Here is a 20,727-nt window from a genome sequence, read left to right as displayed (position 1 = left end):
CGAATTGACCGAAGCGAGAGGTGAATTGACCGAAGCAAGAGGCAAAGTGACCGAAGCGAGAGGCGAATTGACCGAAGCGAGAGGTGAATTGACCGAAGGAAGAGGCGAAGTGACCGAAGCGAGAGGCAAAGTGACCGAAGCGAGATACAAATTGACTCAAACAACGTGCAAAGTGACCGAGGCAACGGGCAAAGAATGCCAATGTTAACAATTAAATAATTTCTAGTAGTACCCCTTAGCAATAAAAACTCTGCTAAAGGGGCAACTTATACTTTTCTTTTTAAGTCTTTAATCGAATAAAATGTACCTCTCCAAACGATACCACCTCTAATGGTAGTTAGGATAGTCGCCCTAATAATACTGTACATAAAAATAAGAGCCGTTATGGGAAATACAAAGAAATACTTATTCGCCCCTTTTGTCATTAAATTGGCAGTTTGATGATACGTGAAAAAAATGATCAAAATACTAATGATAAATAAATATCGAGTGATTCCTTCTGTAAAAAACATTGCCATAAATGGCCAAACTTGCGAAATAAATACACCGCATAAGGCGAAAGCTACCATTAAATAACTATAGAAAAGACCAGCAAATGTATTTTTCTCAAGTCCAATCAATGCTGACCTAAGTGATGGATACCACTCGACTTCTAATAAATTCTGCGCGAGAAGTAAATTCTGTCTTTTTCCTGCATTTTTAACTTTTAAACCTAACATCAGATCATCGTCTGGACGCATGCTAATTTCCTGATGTGTCCCGATTGCCTCGTATACATCACGTCTTAACAAATTAAAGGCACCTATTCCAATTGCAGCTTTACTTTTTTCATCGTTAGCCTTCCATGGCCTTTTAAAATAAGAGAACCCGAACAAAAAGAAAGAAATAAAAGCATTAGTCCAAAAGCTTCTACCTTTTAGGTTAGGTGCAACGGTTAAATGATCTAATTCTTTTTGTTGAAAATACGTAACAGCTCTTGAAATCATCGTTTTTTCATACATAATATCTGCATCTGTAAAAAGAAGATAATCGCCATTACTTTCTTTGTAACCTTTAAATAATGCATAATTCTTCCCAAGCCAAAATTCTGGAAGTTCTTGAATATGGATTGTTTTTATGCGAGGGTCATAATTAGATAGCTTATCTATAATATCTCCAGTTTTATCATCAGATCTATCATTTACAATTATCCATTCTACATTTTCATATGTTTGGTTTAGTTGAGAAAGGATGCTCTCTTTAATATCTTTTTCTTCATCCTTAGCGGCTACTATAATAGATACTAGTGGTCCTTTTGTGATATCAGGCTGAACAGATTCCAGTTTTATAATTTTCCTCATACCAATCTTGGCATCAACAAGTACAACCAACCAAAAGGAGCATGTAATTATAGCCAATATAAACATAAACATTCCTCCTGTTCTTAACATGATAGCAGAAGGGGAATATTATGCACGAATGTAAATGTGTAAAAGAGCTTAGAAACGTCACTAAGCTCTTTTTAATGTAGAAAAATAGGCATGAAATAGTTGTATTAACTTCATAATAAAAGTGTTAAAGGAGGAAGTGGCATGAATGTAACATCTAATAAAGTTTTAGACGCAAAAGATTTGGCTTGTCCAATGCCGATTGTGAAAACAAAGAAAGAAATGAATGCTTTAGAACCTGGTCAAGTGTTAGAAATCCAAGCTACTGATAAAGGGTCGACTGCTGATATTAAAGCATGGGCATCAACGACAGGAAATCAATATTTAGGTACTGTCGAAGAAGGGGATGTTTTAAAACACTATCTTCGAAAAGCAAGTGAATCAGAAGAAAAAAGCGAAACAAAACACCCAAACGTAACACGTTTAGATGAATTATTAAAAAAAATCGAAGGAAATGAAAAAGTTACGGTGCTCGATGTAAGAGAAACTGCAGAATATGCTTTTGGTCATATTCCAGGTGCCATTCATATTCCATTAGGGGAGTTGGAAGAAAGATTTTCTGAGCTCCAAACAGATGATGAAATTCATGTCATTTGTAGATCTGGGTCTCGAAGTGATATAGCTGCTCAAAAGTTATCCGAAAAAGGGTTTTCAAATGTGAAAAATGTAACTTCTGGAATGAGAGATTGGACAGGTTCTCTGGACAAAAAACTATAGGGAGTGAATCTAATGAAAGTAGCAATTATTGCAGCGAACGGTGGCATGTTTGATGCGTATAAAGTGTTTAATATCGCAACAGTAACAGCTGCATCAGAAGGGGAAGTTGGCATCTTTTTTACTTTTGAAGGCTTGAACTTAATTCATAAAGACGCACATAAAAACTTGTCCTTACCACCAGGTAAAGAGAGTATGCAACAAGGATTCCAACAAGCTAATGTACCATCCATACCAGAACTAGTGTCAATGGCTCAAGAAATGGGAGTTAAAATGATTGCCTGTCAAATGACAATGGATGTTATGCAGTTAGAAAAAGACCAGTTCGTTGATGGAATCGATGTTGGTGGAGCGGCAACTTTCTTAAGTTATGCAAAAGAAGCCGATATAACTTTGACCTTTTAAATGGAAGAGTCGTTTACTTGGATGGTGTCTGAGTAAACGGCTCTTTTTGATATAATAGAAATGAAAGGGTGAGAGAAGATGCGTACTAATGATTTACAAACCATTGTATTAGGCATGGGTTGATTCTGGGGAACAGACGCCCAGTTTGGGAGTTTAAAAGGTGTAATGCAGACGAGAGTTGGTTATGCAGGTGGTACTACGAGCAATCCAACATACCGACAAATGGGAGATCATAGTGAATGTGTAGAAATTGTATTTGATCCTAAAATCATCTCGTTAGAAAAAATAGTTCATCATTTCTGGACCATTCATAAACCGAACCGATCAAATTACAAAGGTAGGCAATATTTGTCCATCATATTATGTGAAGACTCTAGCCAACTTCAATTAGTAAAAAAAATAAAGAATGAACTTGAAGTAAAATTAGGCGAACCAATCCAAACTGAAATTGCATCACTTAATAAATTTTCACTTGCTGAAGAAAAACATCAAAAATACTACTTAAAACGATATTCAAAAGCATTAGAATCACTTTTGGACTATTATAGTTCACATGACTCCTTCATGAATTCCACACTTGTCGCAAGATTAAATGGTTTTGTCAAAGGATATTGCTCGCTTTCTGACATCAAGAATGAAATAACTAGTTCCACGATGGCTGAAGAAAAAAAGGCTAAATTAACAAGCCTAATAAATTCTTTAAAATGGTAGTAATAATCATACATTTATAAGGCACTGTACACTTAACTAGGTGTAAGTGCTTTTTTCTTTTGTTAAAATGAAAGTACAAGTTTGAAATAGCACCGGTCAAGGTGAAAATAGAACGGATGAGCATGAATGGAAAAACAAATATCGGTATCAGTTCGGAAATTAGTAGAGTTCTCTATGATGAGTGGAAGTATTCACATTGGTTCTGTTTTTGGGAATGTTTTAGAGGAAGGTACTAAAACGCATCAACGTCTACAGGAGAACCGGGGAGATAACTATGAAAAAGAAGTATACGTTAGTTATACTTCTACCTTCCAAGAACTTGAATATAAAGTAGATGGCAGATGTGATGGAATCATTCGTGAGGAAAATCTAGTAATCGTAGAAGAAATAAAGTCAACAGGGCGTACAGTAAGTGAACTTTTAGAAACGGATTATCCTACATATTGGGCACAAGCAAAAGTATATGCTTATATCATTGGAAAGCAAGAAGGTCTAGAAGAAATCGGAGTACATCTAGTATATGCTAATAGAAAAAGTTTTGAGAAAAGATCTTTTCAAAAGATATTTTCTATAAACGAGCTTGAAACGTTTTATGAAGAAGTGATAGATACATATATAACATTTCACCTCATGATAACCCAACAACAACAATTGACCAAAGCTAGTATAGAAAAACTGGATTTTCCATTTCAAACATTTAGAAAAGGTCAACGTTCTTTAATGAACGTAACCTATAAAAGCATCTCAGAAAATAAGCGTCTGTTCGCAAAAGCATCTACAGGAATTGGAAAAACAATTTCAACGATTTTTCCTACACTAAAACAAATAAGCGTTGGTAAAGCAAAACGTATAATGTATGTAACAGCAAAAAATAGTACTAGAAAAGTAGCTGAAGATACATTTCACCTATTAATAAACAAAGGTTTAAGAGCAAAGGTTATCACCATAACAGCAAAAGAAAAAGTTTGTTTCCAAGAGGAAGTTAGATGTCAAAAAGATTATTGTCCGTTCGCTAATGGCTATTATGACCGGTTACAAGAGGGATTAATAGATATTTTAACAAATGAAAACTTAATGAATACTAATACGATAGAATTTTACGCTAGAAAACATCAATTATGTCCATTTGAATTTTCATTAGATGTTGCCCTTTACGCAGATGTTATAATTTGTGACTATAATTATTTCTTTAATCCTAAAGTGAAACTACAAAGATGGACTGAATATGAGAAAGAAACGGTGCTGTTAATAGATGAAGCACATAATTTAGTAGATAGAGCACGTAACATGTATTCTTCATCCATTCAGAAATCAAGCTTTTTGTCACTAAGTAGAGAGTTGAAAAATAAAAACAAAGAACTATACCAAGTTGCTAAATTAGTAAATAATGAATTACTGAAGTGGAAAAAAGAAATGTTGAATCAGAATGTTTCCACGCATAATGAAGTACCAGAGTCTCTTGTAGAAGTATTACAAAACTTTTATAACGAAGCGGAAATATATTTACAACAGTATGGAAAAGCTCAAGAATTTGAGTCAGTAAAAGAGGTATATTTTATGACCAACGCTTTCTTAAAAGCGACAGGCTGGTATAACGATCATTTCAAAACACTTACATCTATTTATAAAAGCGAAGTGGAAGTCAAAATACTATGTTTAGATCCATCGCTTATATTAAATAAAATGACCAAAAAACTTGTATCTTCTATTTTCTTTTCGGCCACACTCATGCCACTTGGATACTTTACAAAAGTATTAGGCGGAACGGATGATGATTATCACCTTTCATTGTCGTCACCATTTCCGATTGAAAATGTTGAGGTTAGTGTCGCACCGATTTCTACAAAGTATAAGGACCGTTCCGATTCAGTAAGTAAGATAGTAAATGTAATCTGTAGTGAGCTACATAAAAAAAATGGGAACTACTTAGTATTTTTTCCTTCTTATGAATACATGTCACAAGTATTGGAAGTTTACGAAAACTATCAAGTGGATGGAGTAAAAGTAATCATACAATCTCATGATATGACAGAGGAAGAAAGAAGTAAGTTTTTAAATGAATTTGAACCTAATGACCAAACAACGCTAATCGGGTTTTCCGTATTAGGAGGAGTGTTTGCAGAAGGTATTGATTTGGTTGGTGAAAAACTAAATGGTGTCATGATAATCGGAGTAGGGCTTCCGAGAATAAGCGATGAACAAAATATTATGAAAGATTACTATCAAAAACAAGGTGTTAATGGCTTTGATTTCGCGTATGTATATCCAGGGATGAATAAAGTTCACCAAGCGGGTGGCCGCTTAATACGGTCCGAAACGGATACAGGATTCATTTGGCTTGTTGACGACAGATTCTTAACTAACAAATACCTTTCCTTACTACCAGAAGAATGGCGCAACTTTAAAATATTAAAATACTAGATTAATTGGTGTTTTTTGTTTTGCTCTTTTCGTTAAGATTGTTGCTGTACGCAATATTTACATTCTAGAGTGGATTGGAGCGAAAGGAACCTGACTCCAGCGGGACATAGAGCGAAGCGTGAGACCCCACAGGCGGATCGCCGAGGAGTAGGTTTTTTCAAGATAGTGAAAATAACCTTCTCCTCCGATTCCCGCGGAAAGGAACAGGCAAAATATAAAAGATAAAATATTTTATTTTAAAAGTAAACCTATTGACAGTATTTATCCAAATATGATAATTAAATAGTGGAACTAGCACTCCCACGGATAGAGTGCTAAACTATAAACTTACATAAAAAATATCGGAAGGGGTTTTTACAAATGGAAAAGAAACAATTCCAAGCAGAATCAAAACGATTACTGGAAATGATGATCAATTCTATTTATTCACAAAGAGAAGTATTCTTACGTGAGTTAATCTCTAATGCAAGTGACGCAATTGACAAAATCTATTATAAAGCACTAACAGACGACTCTTTACAGTTTGATAAAGATAGCTATTATATCAAAGTAACACCAAATAAAGAGGCAAGAACTTTAACTATTACGGATACAGGAATTGGTATGACGAAAGAAGAACTAGAAACAAACCTTGGTGTGATAGCTAAAAGTGGATCTTTAGCATTCAAAAAAGAAAATGAATTGAAAGATGGTCACGACATTATAGGCCAATTTGGTGTAGGTTTCTATGCAGCATTTATGGTAGCTGATATTGTTACTGTAACAAGTAAAGCGCTAGGAAGTGACCAAGCATATAAGTGGGAATCTGAAGGTGCTGACGGATACACAATCGTCCCTGATGATAAAGCAGAAGTTGGAACTACTATTACTCTGCAATTAAAAGATAATACAGAAGATGATAATTACGATGAGTTTGTAGAAGAATATCAGTTAAAATCTATCATCAAAAAATACTCAGACTTTATACGCTATCCAATCAAAATGGATGTGAAAACGACAAAGCCTAGTGATGAAGAGGAAAAAGAACTACAAGAAGTAACAGAAGAGCAAACAATTAATAGTATGGTGCCAATTTGGCGTAAAAATAAAAACGAGTTAACAACAGAGGACTATGAAAACTTCTATGCAGAAAAACATTACGGTTTTGATAAGCCAGTAAAACACTTACACATTAGTGTAGATGGAACAATCCGTTACAATTCTATTCTTTACATCCCTGAGAGCATTCCATTTGATTATTACTCTAAGGAATTTGAAAAAGGACTTGAGCTATACTCAAGTGGCGTATTAATCATGAACAAGTGCTCTGATTTACTTCCAGACCACTTTAGTTTCGTAAAAGGCTTAGTCGACTCTGAAGATTTATCGTTAAATATTTCCCGTGAAATGTTACAACAAGATCGTCAATTAAAATTTATTGCGAAAAATTTATCTAAGAAGATTAAAAGCGCACTTCAAAGTATGTTAAAAGATGAAAGAGAAAATTACGAGAAGTTTTTCCAAGCATTTGGACGCCAACTTAAGTACGGTGTATATGCTGATTTCGGAGCAAACAAAGAAACGCTTCAAGACTTATTGCTATTCCACACATCGAAAGAGAAAAAGTTAGTTTCGCTAGATGAGTATATTTCCAATATGCCTGAGGACCAAAAGTATATCTACTATGCAACTGGTGAATCGATTGAACGTATTGAAAAACTACCACAAACAGAGGTAGTTTTAGATAAGGGATATGAAATTTTATATTTCACAGACGAAATTGATGAGTTTGCGATTAAAATGTTAATGTCTTATAAAGAAAAAGAGTTCAAATCTGTGTCAAGCGGTGACTTAGGTATTGAAGCAGATGAAAACGAAAAGAGTACCGAAAAAGAACAAGAAGAAAATAAAGATCTTTTCGAATCGATGAGTGGAATTTTAGGTGGAAAAGTAACAACTGTTAAAGTTTCCAAACGTTTAAGAACACACCCTGTATGTTTATCAACAGAAGGTGAAATTACAATTGAGATGGAAAAGGTGTTAAGTCAAATGCCAGATAATCAAGGAATTAAGGCTAATAAAGTGTTAGAAATTAACACAAACCATGAAGTGTTCCAATCTCTAAAAAATGCTCATGCTAATGATAAAGAAAAATTGTCCTTGTATACAAACTTATTGTATAACCAAGCATTATTAATCGAAGGATTATCCTTACAAGATCCAGTTGAATTTACAAATGATATTTGTAAAATAATGGTATGACGCCACTGCACCCCTGAAGAAAATTCAGGGGTGTTTTTTTGTACAATGTTTTATATATAGCAACAATGGAATGGATGTAGATACTAGATATTTCGTTTTTCAATTTTAAAAAATAGATAGAGATTGGATGGTAGTAGGAAAAGGGGCAATAGATAAAATAGGAGAATAAGAGTGTAGTTGGAATTAGATTAATCTGATGATATTACTAGGAATAAACATAAATTGGTAAAGAGAGAGGACAAGGTGGAATGTCCTCTCTTTTTTATTGGTGTAATATTTTTGTAATATAATTTTCAAAAAAATTACTGAAAATCATCTTAATCATTGAAAGCAAGGCTTTTGTTTTATTACAATTTCCAGCCGAATTGAAATAATGAAAGAATTATTTGGAATTCACTATCGCATTAGGTCTTAAGGGCTTGTTTTACAGTCAATTGAATCGGTTATATACCTATTAACTTTACATTATGTTGAGAAATTCAACGGAAATTTTCCCTTTGAAAGGAGCATAAGGAATATGAGTATTCAGAAAAGTACCGATAGTTCCAGTCTTGCAGAAGTTATTGATCGAATCCTTGATAAAGGAATTGTCATTGATGCTTTCGTAAGAGTTTCGTTAGTAGGGATTGAAATTATTACGGTTGAAGCTAGAGTAGTTATTGCTAGTGTGGATACTTGGCTACGTTATGCTGAAGCGGTTGGTTTATTAACAGATGAAGTCCAAGAAGATGGCCTTTCTAGTAGAGGAGAAAATGCACAGTTTAGTTTTTAAAGTGAAACAAATTAAAAAGTGAGGTTGATAGCATGACTGTCAAAGAAAAAGAAGAACAGAACGAGGATAAAAACAATAAAGATGATATGAATCAATCGTATAACTTAGCCATTATTGGAGGAGTAGTCGGTGCGGGAATTGGGTTACTATCTAGTCCCAATACGAGTAAAAAAGTATGGAAAAGCTTAAGTGAATCTGAAGTGATGAAAGTCTTCGGTAACCAATTAAAAAGATCAGCACAAGAGATTCTGGCAGAGCAGGCTCAAAAAAGCATCAAGCAATTTGCTTCTGGGTATGTAAGTAAAAACGTAAGTGAGTTATTAAATCCATCTAAAAAGGAAGAGAAAGACGAGTCAGATGACAAAAATGAATCATCTGAAATTCAAGAAATGAAGCAAGATAATGAAAAATTAAATGAACGTTTAGATAAGATTGAAAGCATGCTTAATAAGTTAGTAGATTCGAATAGTAAATAGTTCACTTTTCATGTCCCAGAGGGGGGATTCTAATGGGCAATACTGTGAAAGAAACAGTAAAAAAAGTTGCGAAAAAGGCAATAGAATCCACACCTGACTCGATTAAAGAAAATATTAAAGAAACAGTAAAAGAAAAGACAAAAAAAAATCTAGAAAGCAATGTAAGAGATATAGCGGATGAAACCAAAGAAGGTATAAAGGAAAAAACGGATGAAAAGGCAGATCAATTTCAAGACAAGGTAGAAAAAGGAAAAGAGAAAGCACAGGATGTATTACTGTCAGTACGTGAGAAGATCGGGCAAGTTGTGGAAGCTGGAGAAGAATTTCAAGAAAAGATGACATCTAATAATGAAGACTCACGAAAAATTAAAGGTGTTAAAAACCTGAAGAGCTATTCAAAAGTAAAAGGCGCAACAGATATAAAAAAATCTGAGCATATAAAGTCATCGAATAGTATTAAAACCATTGGATCTTAATTGAATCAATTTCATAATTACGGTTCGCTTAATGAAAAACGAATATTATGGTGATATACAATATGATATGTTCGTTTATTAATGTGTATTAATACAGAATACGATGCTATTATTCGTTTTATTATAGTAGTCATACATTATTATGAAACGGACTCAATTAGAAAGGAGAAATGTAAAATGGCAATTCAAAAAAGTACAGATAGTTCTAGTTTAGCAGAAGTAATTGACCGTATTTTAGATAAAGGTATTGTAATTGATGCATTTGTAAGAGTGTCAGTTGTCGGAATTGAGATTCTTACTGTAGAAGCGAGAGTAGTAATTGCAAGTGTAGATACGTGGTTACGTTATGCAGAGGCAGTTGGATTACTAAGCGATGAAGTAGAAGAAAATGGACTTCCAAACCAAGAAAACGAACGAGGTGCCGCTTTTAGCATCTAAAAGTAATTATATTTTGAAGGTTTTTTAAACAGGAGGTCTATATGGAAATTAATAAAATAATGGGAAATGTTGCGAAATTCTTTAACGAATTTGTAGCACCCCTTCATAAGATTACTTCTGTTGAAGAAGGGGCAGATGAAGGTTGGAAGCTCACAGTAGAAGTTATCGAGGAAAAAGAATACATGAAAAAGTATGCGAAAGATGAAATGCTTGGAGTTTATGACGTGTACCTCAATAAAGAGAAAGAAGTTGTTTCATATAAGAGACGAGATATTCGATACCGAAGCTCTATCAAATATGAAGCTTAGGTTGGAGTGTAGGAGGGAAGACATTGACGGTAATAAAAGAAATGAGGAAACAGAACTCTAGAGCCATTGTACAAGATTCAGCTACAAAAGACATACTGTCTAGATCCTTACAATACTTGAAGGCAGGTTATCCTATTCATTTTACGGGGCCTTCAGGAGTAGGAAAAACATCATTAGCCTTAGCTCTAGCTAAAAAAAGAAAAAAACCCGTCATGCTCATACACGGAAACCATGAATTAAATAATAAAGATTTAATCGGTGACTTTACTGGGTACACAAGTCAAAAAGTAATAGATAATTATGTCCGGTCCGTATATAAAAAAGATGAAACCGTATCAGAAGTTTGGAAAGACGGCCGCTTATTAGAAGCAGTTAGAAAAGGATACACCCTTATCTATGATGAGTTTACTCGATCACAACCAACAACAAATAATATTTTCCTATCTATTCTAGAAGAAGGAATACTACCGCTCTATGGATCTAAGCAAACAGAACCATTTGTTAAGGTGCACCCGGATTTTTCTGTCATATTTACTAGCAATCCAATGGAATACGCAGGTGTATTTGATACACAAGATGCATTGTTGGATAGATTGATTACAATTCCTATTCGTTATAAAGAATTGGATCAAGAGGTAACAATCTTGTCGGAGAAATCAAATATGGAAAAGAAGAACGCAGTTGCTATTACAGAACTTGTTACCAATTTAAGAAAGTCGTGTACAAAGAATAACGGGCCTAGTCTTCGTGCCTCTTTAATGATTGCAAAAGTCGCTCTTGAGGAAGATATACCAATTGATGGTGAAAATGATGAATTTAAAAATTTATGTATGGATATTTTATTACATCCAATAAGCCGTTGCATAGAAGCTGAGGAACCCTTGAAAACAGCCGAAGAGTTACTTTTGAAAGCATTAAAAAAAGTGAAGGTAAGTGAGGAATAAAGGAGAGTCAATAAATGAATCACGAAGAACAAACAGGTGTTTATATTTTCTGTGGGATCCAAACAGAAGATCAAAAAGAATTTGGAGAAATTGAAATGAACGGCGAGGTAAGAAAGCTGTATCCAATTACTTATAAGGACGCCGCTTTCATCGCCACGGAAGTGCCAATGAAAATCTATCATCCTAATAAAGAAAATTTAATGATGCATCAGCAGGCTATTTCATTAGTGATGAAACAAAGTGATACGGCAATTCCAGTTAGCTTTGGAAATGTATTTCACTCAAAGGAAGATGTAAGAATGTTATTAGAAAAGTTATATCCACAGTTTCAACAACTCTTTCCAGTGATAAAAGGCAAAATAGAAGTAGGTTTAAAGCTAGTTGGAAAAAAGGCGTACTTAGATAAAAAGGTAAAGGAAAGTACGAGAATCGGAAATATGGCAGCAGCTACCAAAGGGAAATCAAAGGCGGCTGGCTATTACGAAAGAATAGAATTAGGTGGAGCAGTACAAAAATTATTTGCAAATCTTCAGCATGAAATGAAACAAGAAATATATGACCCTTTAACAGAGTTAGCGGAAGCTGCAAAGGCAAATGATCCAATTAGCGAAAAAATGCTCCTTAATGGATCGTTTTTAATTGAACGGGACAAGGAAAAAGCATTTGATCAAAAAGTAAATGAATTGCATGAGAAATGGAAGGATAAGCTTGAATTTCATTATAGTGGTCCATGGCCAGCTTATAATTTTGTCAATATAAGACTAAAAGTAGAGGAAGGTTAAATGATTCATAAACTAATAACTGCTCCTATTAATCTACTAATTAAAATTGGAGAGAAAGTAAAGGAAGAGTCAGATAAAGAGTTATATGACCTTCCTACCATTCAGAAGAAACTAATTCAGTTGCAAATGATGTATGAACTAGGTGATATTCCTGAACAATCTTATAAAGAAAAAGAAGAAGAGTTATTACATCGATATGAGGTTGCCAAACAACTAGAATTGGAGCAGTTAGAACAAATGATAAATAAAAAGTGAGGCTAAGAAGATGGGGGATTTGATTTACTTATATGGCTTAATCCCAACACAAGAAGTAATAACAAAAGAACTGCCACCTAAGATAGCATTTGATGGGATAGGAGATATATACACAATTCCTATTGAAAAGACGACAGCCGTGGTTTGTAAGCTTTCCTCTAAACAGTACACGGAAGAGAACATGAAAGAAAAAATCCACCACGATATAGACTGGCTACAAGAAAAGGCTTTTCATCATCATGAAACAGTAATGGAATTATCAAAAATGTACACTGTCATTCCTTTGAAATTTTGTACACTATATAAAAATGAAGAGAGTTTATTACAAACGGTTAAATCAAATGAAGAGAAAATGGAAAGAGTGTTCAGATTACTAAAAGGGAATGAGGAGTGGAATTTGAAGATTTTCTGCGATGATCATTTACTAAGAAATGTAGTGAACCAAAACAATTCTGCAATAGAAGAAAAAAAAGAAGAAATTAGCCATCTTTCTAAAGGAAAACAATTTTTTGAAAAAAAGAAATTAGATAGGTTAATAGATCAAGAAATGGAAGCGGAGAAGCAAAGGATTAGCGAGTTGATTCATTCACAATTAGAAGAATTTGTTATACATGGAAGTGTAAAATGGAATTGGAATAAAGATGTGACTGGAAGAAAAGAGAATATGAATTGGAATAGTGTTTACTTAATTTCCGCAGACAAAGTAGAAGCATTCTTAGAAAAAATTCAAAAATATGAAAAAGAAATGAGTAAGATGGGATGGCAGTTTGAGACAACAGGTCCATGGCCAGCTTACCATTTTTCTAGCTTTTCATAAGCGAGGAATACAATCTATGTCATTAAGAGAATCAATAGAAAATAAGGATATTGCTTTAATTGACATTTTAGATGTCATTCTAGATAAAGGTGTTGCAATAAAAGCGGACTTAGTTATTTCCATAGCTGGGGTAGATTTAGTGTATTTAGACTTACGTGTGTTAATAGCATCCGTTGAATCACTAGTTCAAGCTCAGCAAGAAAATAGTAGTATTCTATCTTCCGACAATTTTAATAAGCAAAAGGAGGAGTTAGTAGATGCAACCAGGCAGAATTAACTTAGACCCTGAAAAGGCGGAACATGGTTTGGCACAGCTTGTACTAACAGTGATAGAACTGTTAAGGCAAATTGTCGAAAGACATGCAATGAGACGTGTGGAAGGGGGTACATTGACAGATGAACAAATTGAAGACTTAGGTGAAGCATTAATGAACTTAGAAGAAAAAATGGAGGAGTTAAAAGATATATTCGGTCTTGATGCAGAAGACCTAAATATTGATCTTGGTCCTTTGGGTAACTTACTCTAAATAACCCTAGGAGGATTAAAATGGCAGTTCAACACAATATGCAATCTAATACGATTGTTGATGTTCTCGAAAAAGTTCTAGATAAAGGTGTAGTTATTGCTGGTGACATCACAGTCGGCATTGCAGATGTAGAACTATTAACAATTAAAATTAGACTTATCGTAGCATCTGTGGACAAAGCAAAAGAGATTGGAATGGATTGGTGGGAACATGATCCATACTTATCTTCGAAAGCAGCAAACAATCATTCAAAATCGCTAGAAGAAGAGAATAAAAAATTACTAGAACGATTGGAATCCTTGGAACAGAAGCTGGAAGCCAATCGCTAACGCAACATTTATAACATGAAACAATGAAAAAAGTTATCTAATCTTATATCAATGGAGGTTTTAAAAGTGGCGGAAACAAAAAAAGTAGACAATCAAACAGAAGATAAAGATACTAAAAATGTAAATGAATCTGTAGGAAGTCCAATCAAACGCTCTATCGCAGGAGGTCTTATAGGAGCAACTGTAGGATATTTAGCGACTCCTGAAAACGGAAAAAAATTATTGCAAAGTATTGATACGGAAATGTTGAAAAGCAAAGGTTCTGACTTAGGGGAAACAGCTAAGGAGAAATCAAAACAAGCATTAGACAAGCTAAAAGATTCAACAAAAAATATGTTTGGTAAAAATGACGAAGAATCAAAGGAAGAGGAATCGGATGACCAGGAACAAACAACAACTCAAGAAAGTAGTAATGAAAACAATATAGATGATGAAGAGTCATCTGAAGATTACGAGTCACTAAAAGAAGAAAATAAAACTCTTAGTGATCGTTTAGGACGTTTGGAAGAAATGTTAACAAAGCTAACACAAAATGACGATAATAAAGAAAATGATGATGAAGGTAATGAAGATGACGATACGGAGGAAGAGACAGAAGAAAAAGATGAGGAAGAAACAGAAGAAAAAGATGATTCTAAAGAGGAAGAGTCAGATGATGTAGAGGAAGAAAACGAAGAAGAAGATGAAGAAAACGAAGAAGAAGATGAAGAAAATGATGAAGATAAAGAAAATGGTGAAAATGAAAACAAAAGTAAGAAAAGTGGAAAGAATACTGGTAAAACAACAAAAAAGAAACAAGCACAATCTAAAAACACTTCTAAAACAAAAAAGTCAAAAAAGGAAGATAAGGATGATGACGATAAGGGGAAAGAAACAACTCTATCGAATGATGACGACACAAGTGCATAAAAATTACGTATGTTCAGTTGGAAATGGATCTGTCCGATATGTAATGCTAAAAACATGAGTAGATTATGTAGATAAATTAGCATGCAGAAAGGAGGTTCAAAAATGAGTATGAATGCAACGAAGGACAGTATTTTAGAGTTCTTTGTTCGAGCCTCAAATAAGCACGGGTTCTCACTAGATATTACCTTAAATGTCAAAGGGGCTCTTATTACGGGAACTTTAGTATCCGCCAAAGAATATTTTGATACCCTTAGTGAAACCTTTGAAGAAGGTAATGAGATTGCACAAAAGGTAAGTAAGTTACTTGATAAGACTGGAAAAAAAGTTGAAAAAACGGATGGATCAGATGCCCATTTTATCCATTTGAAAAATACGAAGGTTTATTGTGGTGATAGTAAACCAACCCCTTCAAAGGGGAAGGTACTATGGAGAGGAAAGTTAAATGAAGTAGATGGTTTCTTTCTTGGAAGAATTTCTGAAAAGTAAACTTGATTCTAATAAAAAGGTTACACTTTATTCCAACATTATAGGAATGAAATGTAACCTTTTTGGTTGTTTTTGGCCACCCTGAAAATAGAATGTAGGCGGTTCTTTTCTTTAGTTTTGTCTCAATAGCATTCAGAAAATAGGAATTATTTTCTAAGTTATGTTTGATATAATAATAAGAAAGGAGGTTCTATATTTTGAAAGTAGATTTATATACAATGTGTCTTGTACTAGATGGGGACAAAGTGTTGTTATTAAATAGACCAAAAAGCAAAGGCTTTCCTGGTTACATTGGGCCAGGTGGTAAAGTGGATTTTCCTGAAAGCTTAACAGAAGCAGCGGTACGTGAAGTGTATGAAGAAACAGGACTGGTTGCTAATGAACTGATTTTTAAAGGAATCGATGAATTTGTAGAACCGAAAGAGAATTACCGATACATGGTCTTTAATTATTTAGCAACATCTTTTGTAGGAGAATTACATGAAAACCCACCTGAAGGAGAATTAAAGTGGGTTTCTATCTCTGAAGCTATGGATTTACCAATGCAACCCTGGTTTAAAAGAAGACTCCCAATGTTTTTTGAAGAAGGAACTTTTGAAATACATGTAGTATGGGATGGAGAAAACAAAGAGGTACTGAAAGAAACGATAAAAAGTCTTTAGGAGAAGACTTGAAGATGACGTATTAAGTAATGTTCTCCCTTGTAGAACGGGAGATTTCAAAGTTCAATAAATGATAGGTAAGGGACGAAGAATTACTTTTATGTTTTTAGGCATTATATCATCCTTTTGTGCTTGGAGTAAGTAATGGTACATAGCCTTTCCGCCAACTGAGTTTGCAGAATGAATCGTTATACGATTTGCAAAGAGCTTGTGTTTTACCATATGTTTCACTAATACATATCCGGTTCGGAATTTGCTCACTAGGTCATGATCTAAAGATAGATGATCCACATCATTATTGGATAAAAGGTCAATACATTCGTCGATGTTAAGTGCTAATACATAACCAGTGGGACATGTTCGATAATCGTCTAAGAAAACGCTAATCTCCATCTAAATCCCTCCATGTGTTATAGGATTATAGATAGTGTAACACAAAATAACATAGAGAGATTTAAATAATGTAAAAAACTGGCGCTTGAAAAAGCTTATATACAGGCTATCTAAACCGTATTTATAGGAATATCTTATCATTTTTATAACATAGTCATTATACTATTACCATTTATATTAAAATATGGAAATTGAAGAAAAATATAACAAAACCATACAAAAAAAGATAAGGAGGAAAGGATGAAAAAAGTAATCTATGTTGTTAGACATTGTAAAGCAGAAGGTCAGCCTGCTGAATCCGCACTAACTCCTGAAGGCCATCAACAAGCAATTCATTTAGTTGAACTTTTTAAAGGCTTAAAGATTGATAGAATTATTTCTAGTCCATTTAAAAGAGCGGTTCAATCCATTGAGCCTTTGAGTAAACAAAAACAGCTAGAGATAGAATTGGATACAAGGTTAGAAGAAAGGATTTTATGCTTATATGATATGCCAGATTGGTTAGAAGCATTAAAAGCTACATATAACGATATGGATTTAAAGTTTTTTGGTGGTGAATCTAGCAGAGAAGCTATGGAGAGAGTGATCAGTGTGATAAATGCTATTAAACAAGGTGAGAATGTTGTAATAGTTAGTCATGGGAATCTTATTTCATTGCTACTAAAAAGCTTCGATGATAACGTTGGCTATAATGAATGGTTACAATTGAGCAATCCAGATGTGTTTCAATTAAAGATAAGCAACAATTATTGTAAAATACAACGCTTATGGTCAAGTTAATAAGCCTGCCTGCTGAAAGAAAAGCCCTCCACGAAAATCAACAATAACTTTAACACAGCCTTTTTACTACACGTAGAATAAAAACTTTTGCAAAGTTCAAACTATCCCTTAACTTTGGTCCCTTGTTTTTGATACAATGTACCTTAGAGTGTAAATGTTTTCATAAATTGGGTTGAAACTTTGCATGATTTTTTACGTCTATCTAAATGATAAGGTAGTAAGTGTACAGTAAACATAAAGGAGAATACATATGACATCATTTCAAGAGAAATTAGAAAAATACGCTGCATTAGCAGTTGAAGTCGGAGTTAACGTACAACAAGGTCAAACACTAGTTATTTCTGCTCCTATCTCAGCTGCAGAGCTAGTACGTTTAATAGCAAAAAAAGCATACGAAGTTGGAGCGAGACATGTAACAGTAGATTGGTCGGATGATGAACTAACTCGCATGAGGTTTGAAAAAGCACCTGAAGATTCGTTCGGAGAATTTCCATATTGGATGACAAAAGGTAAAAATGAGCTAGCGGAAGAAGGAGCTGCTTTTTTACATATTGATTCTAAAAATCCTGACTTATTAAAAGGAATTAAGCAAGAGCGTATTCAAGAAGCTACTAAAGCTGCTTCTCAAGCGTTTAAGCCATACCGTAATCGCATGATGAGTGACAAAAATAGTTGGTCCATCATTGCGATGCCTACACACGCATGGGCAGATAAAGTGTTCCCTGAATTAGAAGAATCTAAGAGAATGGATGCACTATGGGATGCTATTTTCCAAGCGACTAGAATTAATACTGAAAACCCTGTAAAAGAGTGGAAAAACCATACAAATACGTTAGATACAAAGGCATCTCATTTAAATGAAAGAAAATATAAAGCCCTTCATTACACAGCCCAAGGTACTGACTTAACAGTTGAACTAGCGAAAGATCACATCTGGGTAAGTGCTGGTAGCGAAAATGAAAATGGTGCTATTTTTATTGCGAATATGCCGACAGAAGAAGTGTTCACAGCGAATGCGAAAACAGGAGTTAACGGGGTAGTAACAAGTACTAAGCCTCTTAGCTACTCTGGTAACCTTATTGAAAACTTTACGTTAACATTTAAAGACGGGAAAATTGTTGACTTAAAGGCAGAAAAAGGGGAAGAAACTCTTCGTAAGTTAATTGAAACAGACGAAGGTTCTGCGTACTTAGGTGAAGTAGCGTTAGTGCCACACGAATCACCAATTTCAAATACAAACTTAATCTTCTTCAACACGTTATTTGATGAAAATGCTTCCAACCACTTTGCAATTGGAAAGGCATATCCTTTCTGTGTAGAGGGCGGCAAAAATATGAACGAAGAACAAGTGATTGCTCATGGATTAAATGACAGTTTAACACATGTTGATTTCATGGTTGGTTCAAGCGACATGAACATTGACGGAATTACAGAAGACGGTAAAAGAGAACCAATTTTCCGCAATGGAAATTGGGCGTTTTAATGATAATTGGAAAGTGCTTACTCATGTTGAGTAGGCGCTTTTTTGTTTATTAACATCAACACTTAATGTATACATCTAAAGAATTATGTATTATTCTAATTATTAAGAAAAATTTTAAGGGGTATAAGATGTATAAAAGAAGTGTTGTTTTTGTTTGTATTCTATTAGTGCTAATTGGGTGTTCTAGAGTTGAAGAAGTATTTGAAGATATTAGTAGTGTAGAAGATGCTGAGGAAGATAATAATAGAGAGGTTTCAGTTTTATTTACTCCTTCGTTTGAACCTTCTGATTTGTTACAAGTACAAGAAATGTTACTTCCTAAAGAAAACTCAAGAATGCGAACCGCAACAATTAGTCATGTAATGTTACACTTTACAAGTAATGTGCTAAATAACCATATAGAACCATATAAAATCGAAGATATTTATAACATTTTTGAGAAGTATAAAGTATCTGCTCATTACGTCATTGATAGAGAAGGTGCAATTTTTCAGTTCGTTGGAGAAAATCGAGTAGCCTATCATGCTGGGAAAGGGAATAACATAAGCGAATTTTTGCCCGTAGTTAGTATGAATGATAAATCAATTGGGATAGAACTGTTAGCGATAGGAACAAAAGAAGAAATGGTGCCATTAATTACGGAAGAAACGTATAATAGTTTAGACCCTTCCCTAATCGGTTATACAGATGAGCAATATAAATCACTGAATGAGTTACTAAATGACATATTAACAAGGCATAAAACAATTAATAGAGATCGAGAGCATATTATTGGTCATGATGAGTATGCGCCAGTTAGAAAGCCGGACCCAGGCAAGCTGTTTGATTGGTCTAAGGTACGATTTTAATTATAGGCTGTTTATAGGCTGTGTTAAAGGTTAGTGTTGATATTAAATACCTTTCGAGCTGTTGGTTTCCGAGCATATCGGAGACTCCTGCGGGAGAAGCGGGGAGCGTGAGACCCCGCAGGCAAAGCCGAGGAGGCTCACGGCCCACCCGCGGAAAGCGAAGATATGCTCGGAAATCAACAGCGGTCTTTAACAGAGCCTAATTATTAAAACCAGATTGCTAATATACTAGTAATCTGGTTTTTATTTGAAAATTATTTTGTGATCAAAATTAACAATCGTTCGGTATATCAAGATTACAACGAGGGTCTACTGCTATATCTTGAGCATAGAAATATAACTTGTGTAAAAAGTAACACGCTTCTGGGAAATGATGTTCTAGAAAAGTTAAAGTAGTGGAGTTAAATACTTCATTGTCCTTATACAATGTTACAACGTGCTCGACAAATTCGTTAAACCTTAGAACAGAAGCGGAGACTTCTCTAGCGAAAGCTAATTGAGCTGGAAAATTGGGAGGTATGCTACGTAAGTACCCTTTAATTGCCTCATTCTTAAGTAAGTGTGCTTGGAACAATTGCTTAATTGTATCTGCTTCTCTAAGTAAAAGAAGTTCTACTCCATCCAAACTCCTCACTAATAGCGCAGCATGACCAACTTGATCTGTTAACCATAAATCCAGTAAGTCGACTAATGGAAGTGGAGGGGCATCCTGGCCATTCACATAATGCTGTAGTAGCCGTAAATATTCACCATTTTCATCTAACGTACCGTTAAAATAAGAAGGAGGAATATTTATGTTTATACTATTTTGTATTCTAAGTGCTTGAATCTGACTTTCAAAATGATAATATCCTTGGGCGAATGGATACACTTCTCTTGAAAGATGGACCATTTCGGAAGATTCTACAGTTGAGTCTTTCCTTACCGTTTGAAGTTTTTCTCTTAACTTTGCAAAGCTATCCATATATTTTTGAGCGTTTTCTTGCCACTCTCTTTCCGTTGGTGATAAATAGTCTCTTACAAACAGTGCATGTTCTTCTAAAATACTTAGCCAAAAACAATGTTCTTCATGCGGGGTCATCTTTCGATAAACCAAAAACTCACCTCCAAACAAAACTATACT

Annotated in this window: 26 protein-coding genes and 1 pseudogene; 24 read left to right on the top strand and 3 right to left on the bottom strand. The window is 34.4% G+C overall.

Translation table 11 applies throughout. The annotated features are described in order from the left end of the window. Positions 1 to 4 precede the first annotated feature (4 nt). Positions 5 to 208: a hypothetical protein gene (locus CDZ89_RS19985; RefSeq protein ID WP_198508241.1), complete on the top strand. Its 204-nt coding sequence runs from the start codon at positions 5 to 7 to the stop codon at positions 206 to 208. A 58-nt stretch (positions 209 to 266) separates the two neighbouring features. Here the strand turns inward: CDZ89_RS19985 and CDZ89_RS13750 are convergent, their stop codons facing one another. Beyond that, entirely contained in the window at positions 267 to 1,406 is a 1,140-nt protein-coding gene (locus CDZ89_RS13750) for a glycosyltransferase family 2 protein (RefSeq protein WP_096155017.1), read from the bottom strand. A gap of 165 nt (positions 1,407 to 1,571) precedes the next feature. On the opposite strand from CDZ89_RS13750, the gene CDZ89_RS13745 reads away from it, so the two are divergent. The 20 genes and pseudogenes from CDZ89_RS13745 (at position 1,572) to CDZ89_RS13650 (ending at position 16,100) form a co-directional block, all read left to right on the top strand. After that, entirely contained in the window at positions 1,572 to 2,144 is a 573-nt protein-coding gene (locus CDZ89_RS13745; protein WP_096155016.1) for a sulfurtransferase TusA family protein, read from the top strand. A 12-nt stretch (positions 2,145 to 2,156) separates the two neighbouring features. Then, on the top strand, positions 2,157 to 2,546 hold the full coding sequence (locus CDZ89_RS13740; protein ID WP_096155015.1) for a DsrE/DsrF/DrsH-like family protein: 390 nt from the start codon (positions 2,157 to 2,159) through the stop codon (positions 2,544 to 2,546). A 135-nt stretch (positions 2,547 to 2,681) separates the two neighbouring features. Next, positions 2,682 to 3,257, top strand: a pseudogene (locus tag CDZ89_RS13735) (peptide-methionine (S)-S-oxide reductase MsrA); the annotation flags it as partial. A gap of 126 nt (positions 3,258 to 3,383) precedes the next feature. Beyond that, complete coding sequence (locus CDZ89_RS13730) at positions 3,384 to 5,678, top strand: helicase C-terminal domain-containing protein (RefSeq protein WP_100333826.1); 2,295 nt, start codon at positions 3,384 to 3,386, stop codon at positions 5,676 to 5,678. Between the two features lie 360 nt (positions 5,679 to 6,038). Continuing rightward, positions 6,039 to 7,919, top strand: a complete 1,881-nt coding sequence (gene htpG, locus CDZ89_RS13725; protein ID WP_100333825.1) for a molecular chaperone HtpG — start codon at positions 6,039 to 6,041, stop codon at positions 7,917 to 7,919. 517 nt (positions 7,920 to 8,436) lie between these two features. After that, a complete protein-coding gene (gvpJ, locus tag CDZ89_RS13720) occupies positions 8,437 to 8,691 on the top strand; it encodes a gas vesicle protein GvpJ (protein WP_096155011.1) in 255 nt (84 codons plus the stop codon). A 32-nt stretch (positions 8,692 to 8,723) separates the two neighbouring features. After that, positions 8,724 to 9,167 carry a GvpT/GvpP family gas vesicle accessory protein gene (gvpT, locus tag CDZ89_RS13715; RefSeq protein WP_096155010.1) on the top strand — a complete coding sequence of 148 codons (444 nt, stop codon included), beginning with the start codon at positions 8,724 to 8,726 and terminating at the stop codon, positions 9,165 to 9,167. 32 nt (positions 9,168 to 9,199) lie between these two features. Then, on the top strand, positions 9,200 to 9,643 hold the full coding sequence (gene gvpQ / locus CDZ89_RS13710; RefSeq protein ID WP_096155009.1) for a gas vesicle protein GvpQ: 444 nt from the start codon (positions 9,200 to 9,202) through the stop codon (positions 9,641 to 9,643). A gap of 177 nt (positions 9,644 to 9,820) precedes the next feature. Continuing rightward, positions 9,821 to 10,081, top strand: coding sequence for a gas vesicle protein GvpJ (gene gvpJ, locus CDZ89_RS13705; RefSeq protein WP_096155008.1), 261 nt, complete (start codon positions 9,821 to 9,823; stop codon positions 10,079 to 10,081). Between the two features lie 41 nt (positions 10,082 to 10,122). Continuing rightward, positions 10,123 to 10,389 (top strand): gas vesicle protein GvpO, encoded by a 267-nt coding sequence (gvpO, locus tag CDZ89_RS13700; protein ID WP_096155007.1) that lies wholly within the window; start codon positions 10,123 to 10,125, stop codon positions 10,387 to 10,389. A gap of 23 nt (positions 10,390 to 10,412) precedes the next feature. Beyond that, a complete protein-coding gene (gvpN, locus tag CDZ89_RS13695; protein ID WP_096155006.1) occupies positions 10,413 to 11,333 on the top strand; it encodes a gas vesicle protein GvpN in 921 nt (306 codons plus the stop codon). A gap of 14 nt (positions 11,334 to 11,347) precedes the next feature. Beyond that, positions 11,348 to 12,115 carry a GvpL/GvpF family gas vesicle protein gene (locus CDZ89_RS13690; RefSeq protein WP_096155005.1) on the top strand — a complete coding sequence of 256 codons (768 nt, stop codon included), beginning with the start codon at positions 11,348 to 11,350 and terminating at the stop codon, positions 12,113 to 12,115. Then, positions 12,116 to 12,370, top strand: coding sequence for a gas vesicle protein GvpG (locus CDZ89_RS13685; protein ID WP_096155004.1), 255 nt, complete (start codon positions 12,116 to 12,118; stop codon positions 12,368 to 12,370). Positions 12,371 to 12,380: 10 nt separating this feature from the next. Continuing rightward, positions 12,381 to 13,187: a GvpL/GvpF family gas vesicle protein gene (locus tag CDZ89_RS13680; RefSeq protein WP_100333824.1), complete on the top strand. Its 807-nt coding sequence runs from the start codon at positions 12,381 to 12,383 to the stop codon at positions 13,185 to 13,187. A gap of 16 nt (positions 13,188 to 13,203) precedes the next feature. Beyond that, complete coding sequence (locus CDZ89_RS13675) at positions 13,204 to 13,464, top strand: gas vesicle protein (protein WP_096155002.1); 261 nt, start codon at positions 13,204 to 13,206, stop codon at positions 13,462 to 13,464. Beyond that, on the top strand, positions 13,445 to 13,714 hold the full coding sequence (locus CDZ89_RS13670; RefSeq protein WP_096155001.1) for a gas vesicle protein K: 270 nt from the start codon (positions 13,445 to 13,447) through the stop codon (positions 13,712 to 13,714). The genes CDZ89_RS13675 and CDZ89_RS13670 overlap by 20 nt, the downstream gene beginning before the upstream one ends. 20 nt (positions 13,715 to 13,734) lie before the next feature. Beyond that, positions 13,735 to 14,043, top strand: a complete 309-nt coding sequence (gene gvpJ, locus CDZ89_RS13665; RefSeq protein ID WP_096155000.1) for a gas vesicle protein — start codon at positions 13,735 to 13,737, stop codon at positions 14,041 to 14,043. Positions 14,044 to 14,109: 66 nt separating this feature from the next. Beyond that, the gene (gene gvpT, locus CDZ89_RS19715; protein WP_157842740.1) at positions 14,110 to 14,952 is read left to right on the top strand and encodes a YtxH domain-containing protein; all 843 of its coding nucleotides are present in this window, start codon (positions 14,110 to 14,112) and stop codon (positions 14,950 to 14,952) included. A 102-nt stretch (positions 14,953 to 15,054) separates the two neighbouring features. After that, positions 15,055 to 15,438: a gas vesicle accessory protein GvpU gene (gene gvpU, locus CDZ89_RS13655; protein ID WP_100333823.1), complete on the top strand. Its 384-nt coding sequence runs from the start codon at positions 15,055 to 15,057 to the stop codon at positions 15,436 to 15,438. A 218-nt stretch (positions 15,439 to 15,656) separates the two neighbouring features. Continuing rightward, positions 15,657 to 16,100 carry an 8-oxo-dGTP diphosphatase gene (locus CDZ89_RS13650; RefSeq protein ID WP_096156959.1) on the top strand — a complete coding sequence of 148 codons (444 nt, stop codon included), beginning with the start codon at positions 15,657 to 15,659 and terminating at the stop codon, positions 16,098 to 16,100. A gap of 63 nt (positions 16,101 to 16,163) precedes the next feature. On the opposite strand, the gene CDZ89_RS13645 is transcribed toward CDZ89_RS13650, so the two are convergent. After that, complete coding sequence (locus tag CDZ89_RS13645; protein ID WP_096154998.1) at positions 16,164 to 16,493, bottom strand: cyclic-phosphate processing receiver domain-containing protein; 330 nt, start codon at positions 16,491 to 16,493, stop codon at positions 16,164 to 16,166. A 240-nt stretch (positions 16,494 to 16,733) separates the two neighbouring features. Between CDZ89_RS13645 and CDZ89_RS13640 the strand changes: the two genes are divergently transcribed. The 3 genes from CDZ89_RS13640 to CDZ89_RS13630 all read left to right on the top strand — a co-directional run bounded on the left by CDZ89_RS13640 (position 16,734) and on the right by CDZ89_RS13630 (position 19,604). Continuing rightward, positions 16,734 to 17,273 (top strand): histidine phosphatase family protein, encoded by a 540-nt coding sequence (locus CDZ89_RS13640; RefSeq protein WP_096154997.1) that lies wholly within the window; start codon positions 16,734 to 16,736, stop codon positions 17,271 to 17,273. A gap of 250 nt (positions 17,274 to 17,523) precedes the next feature. Then, on the top strand, positions 17,524 to 18,756 hold the full coding sequence (locus tag CDZ89_RS13635) for an aminopeptidase (protein WP_096154996.1): 1,233 nt from the start codon (positions 17,524 to 17,526) through the stop codon (positions 18,754 to 18,756). 128 nt (positions 18,757 to 18,884) lie between these two features. Then, a complete protein-coding gene (locus CDZ89_RS13630) occupies positions 18,885 to 19,604 on the top strand; it encodes an N-acetylmuramoyl-L-alanine amidase (RefSeq protein WP_100333822.1) in 720 nt (239 codons plus the stop codon). 271 nt (positions 19,605 to 19,875) lie between these two features. Here CDZ89_RS13630 and CDZ89_RS13625 read toward each other — a convergent pair whose 3' ends face one another. Continuing rightward, positions 19,876 to 20,700, bottom strand: coding sequence for a DUF2935 domain-containing protein (locus tag CDZ89_RS13625; protein WP_096154994.1), 825 nt, complete (start codon positions 20,698 to 20,700; stop codon positions 19,876 to 19,878). Between the last annotated feature and the right edge of the window lie 27 nt (positions 20,701 to 20,727).

The sequence above is a fragment of the Bacillus alkalisoli genome (assembly GCF_002797415.1).
GTDB classification, from domain to species: domain Bacteria; phylum Bacillota; class Bacilli; order Bacillales; family Bacillaceae_I; genus Bacillus_CD; species Bacillus_CD alkalisoli.
This window is presented reverse-complemented; position numbering and strand designations above follow the sequence as displayed.